The organism is Bosea vestrisii (assembly GCF_030144325.1).
In the GTDB taxonomy this organism is placed as follows: domain Bacteria; phylum Pseudomonadota; class Alphaproteobacteria; order Rhizobiales; family Beijerinckiaceae; genus Allobosea; species Allobosea vestrisii_A.
The window spans coordinates 5586892-5601970 of the sequence record NZ_CP126307.1; the positions used below are offsets into that span (position 1 = coordinate 5586892).

Annotated in this window: 11 protein-coding genes, 1 tRNA gene and 1 pseudogene; 6 read left to right on the plus strand and 7 right to left on the minus strand. The window is 68.0% G+C overall.

From position 1 onward, the window contains the following. Positions 1–136: 136 nt before the first annotated feature. Both QO058_RS27585 and QO058_RS27590 read right to left on the minus strand, forming a co-directional pair. Positions 137–1315 carry an MFS transporter gene (locus QO058_RS27585; protein WP_284169405.1) on the minus strand — a complete coding sequence of 393 codons (1179 nt, stop codon included), beginning with the start codon at positions 1313–1315 and terminating at the stop codon, positions 137–139. A gap of 308 nt (positions 1316–1623) precedes the next feature. Beyond that, on the minus strand, positions 1624–2187 hold the full coding sequence (locus tag QO058_RS27590; RefSeq protein WP_284169406.1) for a GNAT family N-acetyltransferase: 564 nt from the start codon (positions 2185–2187) through the stop codon (positions 1624–1626). A gap of 320 nt (positions 2188–2507) precedes the next feature. On the opposite strand from QO058_RS27590, the gene QO058_RS27595 reads away from it, so the two are divergent. The 5 genes from QO058_RS27595 to QO058_RS27615 all read left to right on the plus strand — a co-directional run bounded on the left by QO058_RS27595 (position 2508) and on the right by QO058_RS27615 (position 7315). Continuing rightward, positions 2508–3422: a LysR family transcriptional regulator gene (locus QO058_RS27595; protein ID WP_284169407.1), complete on the plus strand. Its 915-nt coding sequence runs from the start codon at positions 2508–2510 to the stop codon at positions 3420–3422. Positions 3423–3725: 303 nt separating this feature from the next. Then, complete coding sequence (locus tag QO058_RS27600; RefSeq protein ID WP_284169409.1) at positions 3726–4718, plus strand: ABC transporter substrate-binding protein; 993 nt, start codon at positions 3726–3728, stop codon at positions 4716–4718. After that, positions 4715–5572 (plus strand): ABC transporter permease, encoded by an 858-nt coding sequence (locus QO058_RS27605; RefSeq protein ID WP_284169410.1) that lies wholly within the window; start codon positions 4715–4717, stop codon positions 5570–5572. The genes QO058_RS27600 and QO058_RS27605 overlap by 4 nt, the downstream gene beginning before the upstream one ends. A 90-nt stretch (positions 5573–5662) precedes the next feature. Then, positions 5663–5962 (plus strand): putative quinol monooxygenase, encoded by a 300-nt coding sequence (locus QO058_RS27610; RefSeq protein WP_284169411.1) that lies wholly within the window; start codon positions 5663–5665, stop codon positions 5960–5962. Positions 5963–6043: 81 nt separating this feature from the next. Next, positions 6044–7315 (plus strand): 3-phosphoshikimate 1-carboxyvinyltransferase, encoded by a 1272-nt coding sequence (locus tag QO058_RS27615; protein ID WP_284169412.1) that lies wholly within the window; start codon positions 6044–6046, stop codon positions 7313–7315. 118 nt (positions 7316–7433) lie between these two features. Here the strand turns inward: QO058_RS27615 and ssb are convergent, their stop codons facing one another. From ssb to QO058_RS27640, 5 genes and pseudogenes are all read right to left on the minus strand, one after another. Continuing rightward, a complete protein-coding gene (gene ssb / locus QO058_RS27620) occupies positions 7434–7973 on the minus strand; it encodes a single-stranded DNA-binding protein (protein WP_284169413.1) in 540 nt (179 codons plus the stop codon). Between the two features lie 221 nt (positions 7974–8194). Beyond that, positions 8195–8969 (minus strand): annotated as a pseudogene (locus QO058_RS27625) (NAD kinase). A gap of 138 nt (positions 8970–9107) precedes the next feature. Further along, a complete protein-coding gene (locus tag QO058_RS27630) occupies positions 9108–10094 on the minus strand; it encodes an MBL fold metallo-hydrolase (RefSeq protein ID WP_284169414.1) in 987 nt (328 codons plus the stop codon). Between the two features lie 243 nt (positions 10095–10337). Then, a complete protein-coding gene (locus QO058_RS27635) occupies positions 10338–10763 on the minus strand; it encodes a hypothetical protein (protein WP_284169415.1) in 426 nt (141 codons plus the stop codon). A 71-nt stretch (positions 10764–10834) separates the two neighbouring features. Further along, positions 10835–10909: transfer RNA gene (locus QO058_RS27640), tRNA-Thr, on the minus strand. Between the two features lie 359 nt (positions 10910–11268). Between QO058_RS27640 and QO058_RS27645 the strand changes: the two genes are divergently transcribed. Then, a complete protein-coding gene (locus QO058_RS27645) occupies positions 11269–15018 on the plus strand; it encodes an autotransporter outer membrane beta-barrel domain-containing protein (protein ID WP_284169416.1) in 3750 nt (1249 codons plus the stop codon). The last annotated feature ends 61 nt before the right edge of the window (positions 15019–15079 follow it).

Below are 15079 nucleotides of genomic sequence, written 5' to 3' on the forward strand. Positions count from 1 at the left end.
GTCCGAATTGAGCTAAGCCGTACAGATAGGGCAATCGCCGTGCCGTGCCAGTGCGGCCGGGCGGGAGGCCGGCATGAGTAGCACGCAACCGCGGATGTTGCCGCATTGTTCCGGTGCGGTGTGCTGACAGCGGTTGTCAGGAGCGTGGCAGGCTGCGGAAGCGCTGCCGGAGCAGGATCGCTGCGACGAGCATGGCGAGCGCCAGCACCCCGGAGAGGATCAGCGCCGCCGAGGCTCCGTAACGCTCGATAAGCAGCGCATAGCCGAGCGGCGCAGCGGCCGAGAGGAAGAAGCCCGGCGCCAGCAGGCGGCCGACATAGGCGCCATAGCTCCTGGGATCGAACAGCATCAGCGGCAGCGTGCCGCGCGTGATCGTCAGCACGCCATTGCCGGCACCATAGGCAAAGGCGAAAGCGAGTGCCGCGATGGCGCTCGCCCCGCCGGCGAGGCCGACGACGAAGCAGAGCGGCAGCACCAGGCAGGCGACGAGGTTGAGGTCGAACGGGCTGGTGCGGGAGCCGAACAGCACCTCGCCGAGCCGCGCCAGCGACTGGCCGATGCCGCGCGTCGCGCCGATCCAGACCGCAGCAGCGGCGGGCAGGCCGAGCCCGGCGAGGATGCCGATCATATGCGCCGACATGCCGGCGTTGAGGATGCCGGCGAAGGTGACGATCAGCGCGTACAAGATGCCGGCGAAGCGGGTATCCGCCGGGCTGAGTGTGGTGCTGGGTTTCGCTGTGGCCGCACTGGGCAAAGGCCGTGCCGAGCCGGCCGGCAGCGTCAGGTGCAAGGGCAAAGTGAGCAGCGCGAAGCCGGCATAGGCGATGAGCGCGCCGCGCCAGCCGAATTGCTCGGCGAGCGCATGGCCGAGGGGCCAGAACACCGTCGAAGCGAGGCCTCCGAGCAAAGTGATCTGCGCGATCGGCCGTCGCGCCGCGCTGCCGCCGATATAGGCGAGCGCGGCGAAGGCGGCGTCGTAGAGCGTGAGCCGCATGGCGAGGCCGAGGCAGACCCAGGCGGCATAGTAGGCAGGAATCGTCTGCGCAAAGGCGAGGCCGAGGCAGCCGGCGGCGGTGAGCAGCGACCCGGCGCACATCACCGCCCTGCCGCCATGGCGGTCGATCAATCGGCCGACCGCGCCGGAGGTCAGCCCCATCACCAGCAGGCCGGCCGAGAGTCCGCCATGGATGATCGCCTGCGACCAGCCGAGTTCGGCTGCGATCCGCTCGCCGAAGGCGCCGACCAGATAATAGGAGATACCCCAGGAGATGAGCTGCGCCAGCCCGAGGCAGAAGACGGTGCTGCGAGGGATCATGTGGGGCTCATCGGCGGTTGGTCCTGGACAACCGCGGCGGAGGGGAGGCGCCTCCCTTCCCCCCTTGCGGGGAAGGGTATGGGGATGGGGGCGGCCGACCGGGTACAACGCTGCTTGTACTGGCCGGCGGGATTGATCTGTAAGCGGGTCACTTTGACTTTTCGCCCCCACCCCTACCCCTCCCCACAAGGGGGAGGGGTTAGCGTCTCGCATGCTTTCGCGGAGGAACCTCCTCCGGGGATCAGGCATAGATCCCGGATCTCCGCTTCGCTGCGTCCGGGATGACCCGAGCTTGGGGCTCGATGGCACTACCTCGCCCCGCTGGGCAGCGTCTCGTCGCCGGGGCCGAGGCTGCGCTGCATCAGGACAGCGTCGACCCAGCGGCCGAACTTGAAGCCGGTCGAGCGCAAGGTACCGACGGGCTCGAAACCGAAGCGGCGGTGCAGGCCTATCGAGCCGGCATTGCCGCTGTCCCCGATATTGGCGAGCATCTGGCGCCAGGGGCCGGCCTCGCACCGGTCGATCAGTGCGCCGAGCAAGGTCGAGCCGATCTTGCGGCCGCCAAGACCGTCGGCGACATAGATCGAGTCCTCGATGGTGTGGCGATAGGCCGGGCGAGGGCGATAGGCCGTCGCATAGCTGTAGCCGACGATCCGGCCATCGAGCTCGGCCGCAAGATAGGGCAGGCCGAGCCCCAGCACCGCCTGCCGGCGTGCCAGCATTTCATCGACGCTCGGCGGTGTCTCCTCGAAGCTGGCGAGGCCGTGCAGGACGTGGTGGGTGTAGATCGCCTGGATCGCGCCCATGTCCGCCTCTTGCGCATCGCGGACAAGGATGAGCGGCGCCACGCCGGCGAATTCAGAGATCGTCATCGTCATCGCTCCGGCCCGGCAGGGCCGCCTTTCCATCTTGTCACGCCGATATCGGCGTGACGGCAAAAATCTCTTTCAGCCCTCATCCTGAGGAGCAGCCGCAGGCTGCGTCTCGAAGGATGCTCCAGATGGTTCTGGAAATATCTGAACCATCCTTCGAGACGCCGCTACGCGGCTCCTCAGGATGAGGGTTAGAGGAACGGGCTCGAAATATCCCCGCGTCTCGCCACGGCCGGGTTCAGCCGCGAGGCCAGCTTGCGCTTTGCCGTCTCATAAATGAAGCTTCTCGGAATTATGCAGAGCATAAGAGATTCTTTGAGATGCGTGACCTCCGCCTTGACCAGCTCGACAGCTTCCGCCAGGTCATCGCGCTCGGCAGCTTTTCGGCGGCGGCCGAGAGACTGGGCCTCAGCCAGCCAGCGGTCAGCCTGCAGATCCGCGAGCTCGAGCGCCGGCTCGGCACGCTGCTGATCGAGCGGGTCGGGCGCCGCGCCCAGCCAACGGCGGCGGGCGTCGAATTGCTCGACCATGCCGGGCGGATCGCGGCGGCGGTGGCGGCGGCGCGCGAAGCCATGGCGCGGCACGCGACCGGGGCCATGGGCCGTGTCCGGATCGGCACCGGGGCGACTGCCTGCATCTTCCTGTTGCCGCCGGTGTTGCGCGAACTGCGCCAGCGCCATCCGACACTGGAGATCACCGTCAGCACCGGCAACACCTCCGACATCGTCAAGGCGATCGAGGACAATCAGATCGATATCGGCCTGGTCTCGCTGCCGGCCGCCGGCCGCAGCCTCGATGTGACGCCGCTGCTGGAGGACGAGTTCGCGGTGATCGCGCCGCCGGACATGGAATTGCCGGCGCGGTTGACGCCGGAGGCGCTGGCGCGGCTGCCCGTGCTCCTGTTCGAGCCGGGCGGCATCACCCGGCGCATCGCCGACGAATGGTTCGCCCGCGCCGGCGTGACGCTGCGCCCGGTGATGTCGCTCGGCAGCGTCGAGGCGATCAAGCGGCTGGTCGGTGCCGGTCTCGGCTGCGCCATCCTGCCGGGCATGGCGGTGCGCGGCGAAAGCGACGGGCTGGTCGTGCGCTCCCTGTCGCCGCGCGTGCATCGCACGCTCGGCCTCGTCCTGCGCAAGGACAAGCCATTGCATCGCGGCCTGCGCGAGACGCTGAAGGCGCTGCGATCTCTCGGAACGTTGGCCGATCGCCATTCGGAACCAAAATCCTCATCCTGAGGAGCAGCCTTCAGGCTGCGTCTCGAAGGATGCTTCAGGAGGCTCCGGAACCAGCTGGACCATCCTTCGAGACGCCGCTTCGCGGCTCCTCAGGATGAGGGCTCAGTGTGTGATTGCGCTCGGCTTCACTGCGCTGCTGACAGGCCTGGTCAGGGCAGGAGCCTACCCGCCTGCTCTCCGGTGCAATCGCCGGAGTCCGAGACGCCCTTCAGGGCGGAACATTTCCCGGCCTTTTGCGGTTCGTGGACATGACCGATCGTCCGGGTGCACGATCGGGTACTGCAGCCAGCGGGGGATCTCACGATGAAAGCCGTTCTGCGAGGGGCCGCGCTGCTGCTCGGCCTTGGCCTGGCCGTTCCCGGTTTCGCCTGCGAGCTCGACCGCCCGCTGAAGATGGCGGGGCTCGACTATGATTCTGCCGCCTTCCACACCGCCGTCGCCAGCGCCATCGCCGAGAAGGGCTTCGGCTGCAAGGTCGAACGCGTTCCGGGCGTGATCGCGCCGCTGGTCAACGGCCTCGGCCGCGGCGATGTCGACATCGTCATGGAGATATGGCTGGCGAACCCGGTCGAGGCCTGGGTCAAGGAGGCCGCCGCCGGCAAGGTCGAGCCGCTCGGCACGACATTCCCCGATGCCAACGAAGGCTGGTTCGTGCCGCGCTATCTGGTCTCCGGCGCTGACGCCAAGGCGCCCGAGCTGAAATCGGTGCAGGACCTCAAGCGCTACAAGGACCTGTTCGCCGACCCCGACGAGCCCGGCAAGGGGCGCTTCTACAATTGCGTGGCGGGCTGGGTCTGCGAGGGCATCAACAGCAAGAAGCTCGTCGCCTATGGGCTGGCCGGGGATTTCAACAATCTCCGCGGCGGCTCCGGCGAGGCGATCGTCGCCGCCGTCGAATCCGCCCTGAAGCGCAAGCGGCCGGTCGTGTTCTATTATTGGGGGCCGAGCTGGCTGCTCGGTGCCTATGATCTGGTCAAGCTCGACGAGCCGGCCTTCGATCAAGCGATCTGGGACGAGCTCAAGGCCAGCGATGCGCCCAAGCGCGCCAGCGCCTATCCGGTGAGCCGGGTCGTCATCGGCGCCAATATCGAGCTCGCGAAGAAGGCGCCGCAGCTCGCCGGCTTCTTCAGGAAGTACACCACAACCAGCGAGCTGACCTCCAGGATGCTCGCCGAGGCACGTGAGAAGGGCCAGTCGCCGGAGCAGCAGGCGCTCGTCTTCCTGAAGACGCAGCCCGATGTCTGGAAGGCGTGGCTGCCGGCCGATGTCGCCAGCAAGGTCGCGTCCGGCCTGTGACTCCGGACTGGCTGCCGGATTTTGGCAAGGCACTGCAAAGGCTGGTCAACCAGGCGGTCAATGCCGTCGTCACAGGCTATGGCGACGATCTCGACGGCTTCAGCAGGCTGCTGACGGCGCCGGTACGCGCCGTCGAGACGGCTCTGCTTCACATCCCCGTGCCGGTTTTCGTTCTGGCTGTGGCCGCAGGTGCCTGGCTCTCGAGGCGCGAGGTCGGTTTCGCGCTCGCGATGGCGGTCCTCCCACTCGTCCTCGCTGGCCTCGGCCTCTGGACCGAAGCGATGCAGTCGCTCGCCCTCGTCACCGTCGCGGTGGTGCTGGTCGTCGTCCTCGGCCTGCCGCTCGGCATCGCCGCGGCGCGCCTGCCACGGCTCGGGCGGGTGCTCGCGCCCGTCTACGACCTGATGCAGACCATTCCGAGCTTCGTCTACCTGATCCCGGTGGCGATGCTGCTCGGGCTGGGACGTGCGCCGGCGCTGCTCGCGACCTTGATCTACGCCCTGCCGCCCTTCGCACGCCTGACCGAGCTCGGCTTGCGCGGCATCGATATCGGCATGGTTCAGGCCGCCCAGGCACTCGGCCTTCGCCCGCGGCAGACGCTTCTGCTCATCGAATTGCCGCTGGCGCGGCCGGTCATCCTGCAAGGTCTCAACCAGGCGATCATGCTGGCGCTCGCCATGGTGGTGGTCGCCTCGATGATCGGGGCGAAAGGGCTGGGTGAAGTCGTGCTGCTCGGCCTGCAGCGTGCCGATCCGGGCCTTGGTTTCGTCGGCGGGCTTGCGATCGTCGCGCTCGCGATCCTGCTCGACCGCATGGCACAGGCGATTCTGGGGGAACGGCGGCCGCCAGCGTGAGCGGAGGCTGCTGACGGATTCGGTCAGTCGCCCGGTTGCGCCCTGCTTGGCGCTTGGGCACGGTGCCGGCCGAAACGAGAGGGCGCTGCCATGTACGGATTGATCGGGAAGATGCGAGCCAAGCCCGGCGAGCGTGACGCGCTGATCGGCTACATCCTCGAGAGCAGCGGCACCATGCCCGGCTGCCTGAGCTATGTGGTCGCCCGCGATCCGGACGATGCCGACGCGATCTGGGTGACCGAGGTCTGGGATCGCGAGGAGAGCCACAAGGCCTCGCTCGCTCTGCCGGCCGTGCAGGCGGCGATCGCCAAGGCCAAGCCGATCATCGCCGGCTTCGACAGCCATGTCGTCACAGAGCCGGTCGGCGGGTTCGGGCTGGTGAAGGGCTGAGGGCAGCGGTCACACCAGCAGCCGCCTTCCGCTCGCCGGCCGCACGGTCTAAGACCCTCGCGACCGAGCCGAGAGCCTGCCATGACCCAATCCGCCTTGAGCAAACTCACCATCCTGCCGACGACGGCGGCGCTGGCCGGCCGGGTGATGCCGCCTGGCTCGAAATCGATCACCAACCGGGCGTTGCTGGTCGCGGCGTTGGCGAAGGGCACGAGCCGGCTCAGCGGCGCGCTGAAGAGCGACGACACCCGCTATATGGCGCAGGCGCTCAGGGACATGGGCGTCGAGATCGCCGAGCCCGACGAAACCAGCTTCATCGTCACCAGCGACGGCCGGCTGCGGGCGCCCAAAGCGCCGCTCTTCCTTGGCAATGCCGGCACGGCGACCCGCTTCCTGACGGCGGCGGCGGCGCTGGTCGACGGCCCGGTCGTCGTCGATGGCGACGAGCATATGCGCAAGCGGCCGATCCTGCCGCTGGTCGAAGCGCTTACCCGGCTCGGCGTCGCGATCAGCGCGCCGAGCGGCTGTCCGCCGGTCGCGATCGAGGGCCAGGGCGGTTTCGATGGGGGGCTGGTCGAGGTCGATGGCGGCCTCTCAAGCCAATACGTCTCGGCGCTGCTGATGGCCGGCGCCTGCGCGCGAAATCCGGTCGATGTCGTGCTGACCGGCCAGGAGATCGGCGCGCGCGGCTATGTCGACCTGACGCTGGCGACGATGCGCGCCTTTGGGGCCGAGGTGTCCGAGCCGGCGGGCGGCGGCTGGCGGATCGCGCCGACCGGCTACACTGCGACCGACTACCTGATCGAGCCGGACGCTTCGGCCGCGACCTATCTCTGGGCGGCGGAAGTGCTGACCGGCGGCGCGATCGATCTCGGCGTGCCGGCGGATGCCTTCACCCAGCCCGACGCCAAGGCGCATGCGCTGATCGCCGCCTTCCCGAACCTGCCGGCTGAGATCGACGGCTCGCAGATGCAGGACGCGGTGCCGACGCTGGCCGTGCTCGCCGCCTTCAACCGGACGCCGGTACGCTTCACCGGTATCGCCAACCTGCGCGTCAAGGAATGCGACCGGGTCGCGGCGTTGTCGCAGGGGCTGTCACGTATCCGTCCGGGTCTAGGCGTGGAGGAGGGCGACGATCTCCTCGTCGCCTCGGATCCGGCGCTGGCCGGCCAGACGCTTCCCGCCGAGATCGATACTTTCGCCGATCACCGCATCGCCATGAGCTTCGCGCTGGCGGGGCTGAAGATCGGTGGCATCACCATCCTCGACCCTGGCTGCGTGGCGAAGACCTATCCGGATTACTGGCGCGCGCTCGGCTCGCTCGGCGTGCGCTTCGAGGGCGAAGTGCCGTAGGGCCAGACTAAAACAAACGCTGGGATCCATCATGGAGCACGAAGCCCATGATGGATCCCGGCGCGCACCGCTCTCGCGGCTCGTCCGGAATGACGCCCGGTCTCGCCGGGCAGTCGTCCTAGAACGGGATGTCGTCGTCGAGATGGCTCGACGAGCGCGAACCGCCGCTGCTGCTGCCGCCGCTCGCCATCGCCGGCTGGCGTGAGCCGCCGCCGACCGGGCTCGACCGGCCGAAGGAACCGCTACCGCCCGACGAACCTTCGTCGCCATAGCCGCCACCGCCACCGGCCTCGTCACCGCCCTGGCCGCGGCTGTCGAGGATGGTGAGCTCGCCGCGGAAACGCTGCAGCACGATCTCGGTGGTGTACTTCTCGACGCCCTGCTGGTCCTGCCATTTGCGGGTCTGCAGCTGGCCCTCGATGTAAATCTTCGAGCCCTTCTTCAGATATTGCTCGGCGACCTTGGCGAGGTTCTCGTTGAAGATCACCACGGAGTGCCATTCGGTGCGCTCCTTGCGCTCGCCCGACTGCTTGTCGCGCCAGGTTTCCGAGGTGGCGATCCTGAGATTGACCACCGGCTCGCCGCTGCCGAGGCGCCGCACCTCGGGGTCGCGCCCGAGATTGCCGACCAGAATGACCTTGTTGACGCTACCAGCCATGACAGGCTCCGTTTCCTGCGCACTTCACTACAAACCCGGCCGATCGACCGGAGCCGGACCCTAGCCGGCCATGCGGGCACTATCAATGATGTTCATGTTTTGTTCAAGGTCTTTCCGAGGTTTGTCCCCGACAAAGATTCGAGCCCTTCGAAGGCCGGTGAGCGGAGTTGGCTATAGGCCGTCGGCCGAGCTTGCTGCGAGGCACGACCACCGGCGCGGTCTCAATAGCCGAACTGCTCGCGCAGGATGCGTTCGTCCAGGCTGTGGCCGGGATCGTGCAGCATGACGAGGTCGAGCGAGCGATCGATCGCGATCGAGACCGAGACGACATTGTCGATCTGGGTATGGTCGGCGACGGCGCTGACCGGGCGCTTGTCGGCCTCCATGACCGCGATCGTCACCTTGGCATGGTCGGGCAGCAGCGCCCCCGCGCCAGCGCCGCGGCCGGAAGGGCGAAAGCGGGGTCAGCGCCAGCAACGGCGCGTCGAGCGGCAGGATCGGGCCGTTGGCCGAGAGATTGTAGGCGGTCGAGCCGGCTGGGGTCGCGAGCAGCACGCCATCGGCGACGAGCTCGGACAGGCGCACCTGCCCATCGACAGAGAGCCGCAGCTTCGCCGCCTGATAGGAACGGCGGAACAGCGAGACCTCGTTGATCGCGCGCGCCTCGACCCGCTTGCCGTTGCAGTCGACCGCCGTCATCGTCAGCGGGTGGACGACGCTGCGGTGCGCCGCCTCGAGCCGCTGGCGCAGGCCGCGCTCGCGGAACTCGTTCATCAGGAAGCCGACCGAGCCGCGGTTGATGCCGTAGATCGGCTTGGCGGTACCCATGAAGCGATGCAGCGTCTGCAGCATCAGCCCATCGCCGCCGAGCGCGACGACCACCTCGGCCTCAGCCGGATCGGCGTCGCCATAGCGCTCGACCAGCTTCAGCCGCGCGGCTTGGGCCTCGGCGGTGTCGCTGGCGACGAAGGAGATGGCGGCGAAGCGCTCGGTCATCGCTGGTATCCGATAGGCATGATGCGAACCGGTCTAGCACGCTGGTGGGGCTGATCGCGAGCCGCCCGGAAGCGGGGCGCAAAAAAGAAAGGCCGAGGCGCGTGCCCCGGCCTTTCTCCAGTAGATGGCGCGAGGGTCTCAGACCGCGCTGCTCCACTGCACCGGTACAAGCTCGAAACCATTGCCCGCCTTGGCGATATGCCCCGTGGCCGGGAAGGGGGCGTGGTAGAAGCAGACCTGCATCTTGTCGGCCACGGCCATGTCGAGCAGCTTGCGGCGGGTCGCGGCTGCCTGAGGGCCGTCCATGTCGAACACGGCCGACCAGTCGGGATTGCGCACGAACAGGGCCGGGTGATTGGTGGTGTCCGACATCACCATCAGCTTGCCGCTGCCGGAGGAGACGGCATAGACGGTGTGGCCCGGCGTATGGCCAGGCGCGGCGATCGCGGTCACGCCCGGCAGGATTTCCTTGCCGGCCTCGTATTGCTTCACATCCTTGGCAACCGGGCCGAAGACGCGGCGCACGCCGGCGAAAGCCCCCTTCATCGCCTCGGGGGCGGCGTTCATCTTGGCGTCGTCCATCCAGAACGCCCATTCGGCCGCCGGCACCATGACCTCGGCGTTCGGGAACACGGCGGTGCCGTCCTTCAGCCGGAAGCCGTTGATGTGGTCGCCGTGGAAATGGCTGAAGACCACGGTCGAGACGTTCTTCGGGTCGAGCCCGGCTGCCTGGAAGTTCTTCATCCAGGCGCCCGAGGTCGGCGCGCCGGAATCGCCGTTGCCGGTGTCGATCAGGGTGAGCTTGTCGCCGATCTGCAGCGCCAGCGTGGTGAAGGTGATCGAGAGCGCGTCAGCCGGGAGATAGGCCTGCTCCATTGCCTTCTTGACGTCGGCGAGCTCGGCATTGCGGACGAAGCCTTCCAGGGGGCGCTTGGCGAAGCCGTCGTTCAGGGCGGTGACGGTGATGTCGCCGACCTTGTAGCGATAGAAACCCGGATTCTGGTTCAAGGCAGCTCCTTGCGCGTGGGCCGGCGCGATGCCGGCGGGCAGGTCGAGCGCGGCTGCAGTGGCGAGCACACCGGCCCCCGCCATCACGGTGCGGCGCGAGGGTTCGAAACGGGCCATGATCAGGCTCCAACAACGAGAAGGGCACGACCTCCCCCGGATGGCGCCCCGCCAGCCGGCATCATGCCCTGGGCCTCGGCTCGGCCCAGGGTCAAACTAGCTGTCGCGACAATGCCTTCAACCCTCGTGTGGTTGCCATGGGTCAACTTTCCGTGAGCCTGCCGCTCCTGCCGGGGCTTCAGCCAGGCTGGTTGACTCAAGTTGTCCGGTGAATCGGCTTCGCCTTTGAAATGGAAACTCTTTTTAGCGCTCGGTCTGCGTGCTCGGCTGATCGGCGCGGCTCCTGGCAAAGGCCTTGAGCAGAGCGGCACAGAGCGCGAGCGAGGCCAGGGCGCCCTGGCCCGAGCAACCGGCGACCAGCGCCTCGAAGGTCTGCTCCTCGGTGGCGACCGATTGCAGGCTCCAGTTCCACTCCGGTGCCTTCTGCCGGATGATGCTGACCGCGACGTCGATCTCGGCGCTGACCCGGCCGATCGCCTTCCAGAGCGAGCCCTGCTGGTAAATGCCGCCGGGCGGGGTGCGCGGGGCGAGCAGGTTGGTCGGCTTGCGGCGCACGGTGAAGCCGAGCGCCTCATAGATGTCGGCGTCGAGATTGCGGTCGGGACGACCGGTGTGCTCGCAGCGTTGCGCGAGGGCGAGCAATTGGTCGCGCTGGTCGGCAGAAGTCATCGCTCGGCAGGCTCCGATCGTCTCCGTCGCGGCGGCATGCCTTAGCAAGCGACAGGCCACAGGGATCAGGGTGGTGCCGGCGGAGAGGATCGAACTCCCGACCTTCGGTTTACAAAACCGCTGCACTACCGCTGTGCTACGCCGGCCCTTGCGCTGCGGTATCAGGCTGATGCGGCGAGGGCAAGATCGGCGCTCGGCAGGCCGCAGCCGAAGCGATCGGGCAGGACCTCCAATCCGGGATTTTGTCCGATCTTCGGGCTGAGCCCGAATGCTGCGACCGATCTGCAACACTGCGCCTGTTCGTCACGGTCTCAAAAGCGATTCATTGCGCCAGCAGCGCCGTGACGTAAGTTGCGCCACGGCCGGGGTGGAAAACGTGCAGGACATATCGAGGACAAGCGCGAGTCGGGAGTTGCTCGCGCTGCGGTACCCTGGTTCCATCGAGGTGCGCGCGGCCGCTGTCCTGCTCGTTGGTGGGCGGGCCGCGTGGCGGCGTTCGGCAATCTTGACACTGGCGGCAGGGCTCGCGCTCGTCGCCGCGACTTCGCTGGCCGACGCCCAGTCGGTGACCGGAACGGGCGATCTCAATCCGGGCATTCCAGCGCCGCCGCTTGCCAGTTGGAATTTGTCGGGCAGTACGCTCCTTGTCGGGAACGGTGGCACAGGCAGCATCACCATTTCGAGTGGTGGCAGCGTCAGCAGCAACTCTGGCGCGCTCGGCTTCGTTTCCGGTAGCAACGGCACGGCGACGGTCACCGGCGCCGGCTCCAGCTGGACCAATGCGGCTGACATCCTCATCGGGCTCTGGGGCACAGGCAGCCTGATCGTCGCCGATCGCGGTGGTGTTTCCAGCGCGAACGGCTCTGTCGGGCTTGTTGCTGGCGGTGTCGGCACGGTGACAGTGACCGGCGTCGGCTCAGCCTGGACCAATAGCGGCATTCTCACTGTCGGGAGTTCCGGCACCGGGACGTTGACCATCGCGGCTGGCGGCAGCGTCACCAGCGTCTCCGGCTATATTGGCCGTTCGGCTGGCGCCAACGGCGCGGTGACGGTGACCGGCGCCGGCTCCAACTGGCGCAATTCGGGCACCCTCAGTATCGCGAACAATGGCGGGACCGGCAGCCTGACCATCGCCGCGGGCGGTGAGGTCAGGACGCAAACAACATCGATGGCCAACGCCCTCGCATCGAACGGCACACTCAATCTGCTCGGCGACGCCGCAAGCGGTCGCGGCGTGCTCGAAACCAATCAGATCTCCAAGGGCCTCGGCACCGCCACCCTCAATCTGAACGGCGGCATCCTGCGCGCGAGGGCCGACCGGAGTAATTTCCTGTCCGGCTTTTCGGCGCTGACCATTGGCGCGAACGGCGCCTTTTTCGACACCAACGGCTTCGTCATCGGCGTGGCGACCAGTTTCGACGGCAGCGGCGGGTTGACCAAGCAGGGCGCCGGGCAATTGAGCTTGTCGGGTACGAACACCTATTCCGGGGCGACGACGGTCGCGGCTGGTTCGCTCGACATCGCCGGCTCGCAGGCGATGTCGGCGGCGTCCGACTACACCATCGCGAGCGGCGCAGGGCTGGCGATCAACGGTACGCTGGGCACCGTCACAGCGGGGTCGATCGCGGGCGCCGGCACGGTCCAGATCGGTTCCGGGACAACGTTGAAGGCCGGCAGCAGCAATGCCTCGACGACCTTCTCGGGTGTGATCAGCGGCAGTGGCGGACTCGACAAGGCCGGAACCGGCCAGCTGACCCTGTCGGGCGCCAACACCCATGTCGGTGGCACGACGATCTCCGACGGCAAGCTCTCGATCTCAGCCGACGCGAATCTCGGCGATGTCTCGGGGGCACTGACCCTGAATGGCGGTGTGCTGCAGGTGACCGGCACGGCGCTGACCAGCCTCTCGCGGAGCATTTTCTTTGGCGCCAATGGCGGCGGCTTCGATATCGCCGATGCCGGCAACACCTTCATCGTGTCGCAGTCCTTCTCCGGCTCCGGTTCCTTCGAGAAGTCGGGTGCCGGCACGCTGACGCTGACGGGCGCGAACACGTACACGGGCGGCACGACGATTTTGGGCGGCAAGCTGTCGGTGTCGTCCAACGGCAATCTCGGCGATGCGGCGGGCGGGCTGACGCTGGTTGGTGGTACGCTGCAGGTGACGAACAGCATCACCCTGGCGCGGACGGTGACGCTGTCGGGCAGCGGCGGCGGGATCGAGGTCGATGCCGGCCGCGGCGTGCTCTGGACCGGCGCCATCACCGGCACGGGCGGGCTGAGCAAGAGCGGCGGTGGTACGCTCGCCCTGCAGAACACCAGCACCTACTCAGGCGATACGCTGGTCGAGGCCGGAACGCTGGTCGGCAGCTCGTCGACGGCGTTCTCGGCGAGCTCGAATTTCATTGTTTCAGCCGGCGCGACGCTCGAAGTCAGTGACGTGCCGGGAATCGTTGCCACGGTCGGCTCGCTCGCCGGCGCCGGCGCCGTCCAGCTCGGCTCCGGCGCAACGCTGAAGGCCGGCGCGACCAACGCCTCGACCATCTTTTCCGGGGTGATCAGCGGCAATGGCGCGCTCGACAAGACCGGCACCGGCACGCTGACGCTGACCGGCACGAACACCTACACCGGCGGTACGACAGTGTCGGGTGGCAAGCTCGTGGTGAACGGCTCGATCACCGGCGCGGTGACGCTTAGTGGCGGCGCGCTCGGCGGCTCCGGCACAGTCGGCGAGCTGGCGGTCGTGAGCGGTGGGACGGTCGCGCCGGGCAACTCGATCGGGACACTCAAGGTCTCGGGCAACGTCGCTTTCGCCTCGGGCTCGACCTACCAGGTCGAGGTCAACGCCGCCGGCCAGAGCGACAGGATCGTCGCTTCGGGCGCGGCGACGCTCAACGGTGGGAGGGTCGAGGTCCTGGCCGAGAACGGCAACTACGCGGCCTCGACCACCTACACCATTCTGACCGCTGCGGGCGGCGTGACCGGCCGCTTCGCCGATGCGACCTCGAATCTGGTCTTCCTGGAGCCGTCGCTCGTCTATGACAGCAACAATGTTGTTCTGACGATGACCCGCAACGCGACCAGCTTCGGTCCGGAAGGCGGTGCGGCAGGCGATTCCGTTGCCGCGACCCGCAACCAGGGCTTCATCGCCAATGCGGCTGAGCGTCTCGGTGCTGGCAATCCGGTCTACGACACGCTGCTCTCGGGCACGGCGGCCGAGGCCCGTGCCGGCTTCGACCTGCTCTCGGGCGAGGCGCATGCTCAGGCCGTCAGCGTCATGATCGACGAGAGCCGGCTGGTGCGCGAGACCATCCTCAACCGCCTGCGCGGGCCGCTGCTGACCGCTCCGGCAGGGCAGGTCGCGGCCGCCTTCAGCGCCGACCTGCCCGGCCGCAGGGGCGCGGTGCTGATGAACGCGCCGCAGCCGCGCTACGCCCTCTGGGGCGAGGCGTTCGGCGGCGCCGGCAACAGCGACGCCGACGGCAATGCCGCGAGCCAGTCGCGCCGCACGGGTGGCGCCCTGCTCGGCGCCGATCTGATGCTCTACGACGCGCCCGGCTCGTCACTGAAGGTCGGCGTCGCCGGCGGCTACAGCCAGTCGCGATTCGACCTCGACGCCCGCCGCTCATCCGGCAAGCTGGAGAGCGGCCATGCCGCGCTCTATGCCGGCGCCCGCTTCGGAGCCTTACGTCTCGACGCCGGCCTGGCCTATAGCTGGAGCGAGAGCGACATCCGCCGCCAGGTCCAGATCCGCGGCTTTGGCGACAGCCTGCGCCTGCAGCGCCCGGGCGCAGTGGCGCAGGGCTTCGCCGAGCTCGGCTATGGCTTTGCCTTCCAGGGCTTCGCGCTCGAACCCTTCGCGCAGCTCGCCCTGATCCGGGTCTCGACCGACGCCGGCACCGAGCAGGGTGGCGCCGCGGCACTGCGGGTGCTCTCCTCCGAGCAGGCCCTCGGCTTCAGCACGCTCGGCCTGCGCGCCGAGGCACAGATCGGAGCGATGCCGCTGTTCGCCCGCGCCATGCTCGGCTGGCGTCACGGCTTCGGCGAACTCACGCCGCAAGCCCGCACTGCCTTCGCGCTCGGCACCACCCCGGCCCGGGTCTTCGCCGCACCGATCGACCGCGACGCCCTCACCGCCGAGGCCGGGCTCGATTGGCGCATCTCCTCCGCCACCGCGCTCGGCCTGACCTATTCCGCCGCCATCGGCGAACGCTCACGCGACCACGCCCTCAAGGGCAGGGTCGAGATGAAGTTCTGACAAGGAGTGCCGGCCTGCCGGACATGGCGGCGTTCACCTCTCTGTAACCATCTAAGTCGAT

What these genes read in the sequence shown, in the direction of transcription:
- QO058_RS27590 (WP_284169406.1), bottom strand. Translation starts at nt 2,187, where the DNA reads ATGACGATCTCTGAATTCGCCGGCGTGGCGCCGCTCATCCTTGTCCGC.
- QO058_RS27630 (WP_284169414.1), bottom strand. Translation starts at nt 10,094, where the DNA reads ATGGCCCGTTTCGAACCCTCGCGCCGCACCGTGATGGCGGGGGCCGGT.
- QO058_RS27600 (WP_284169409.1), top strand. Translation starts at nt 3,726, where the DNA reads ATGAAAGCCGTTCTGCGAGGGGCCGCGCTGCTGCTCGGCCTTGGCCTG.
- QO058_RS27635 (WP_284169415.1), bottom strand. Translation starts at nt 10,763, where the DNA reads ATGACTTCTGCCGACCAGCGCGACCAATTGCTCGCCCTCGCGCAACGC.
- QO058_RS27585 (WP_284169405.1), bottom strand. Translation starts at nt 1,315, where the DNA reads ATGATCCCTCGCAGCACCGTCTTCTGCCTCGGGCTGGCGCAGCTCATC.
- QO058_RS27615 (WP_284169412.1), top strand. Translation starts at nt 6,044, where the DNA reads ATGACCCAATCCGCCTTGAGCAAACTCACCATCCTGCCGACGACGGCG.
- QO058_RS27595 (WP_284169407.1), top strand. Translation starts at nt 2,508, where the DNA reads ATGCGTGACCTCCGCCTTGACCAGCTCGACAGCTTCCGCCAGGTCATC.
- QO058_RS27610 (WP_284169411.1), top strand. Translation starts at nt 5,663, where the DNA reads ATGTACGGATTGATCGGGAAGATGCGAGCCAAGCCCGGCGAGCGTGAC.
- ssb (WP_284169413.1), bottom strand. Translation starts at nt 7,973, where the DNA reads ATGGCTGGTAGCGTCAACAAGGTCATTCTGGTCGGCAATCTCGGGCGC.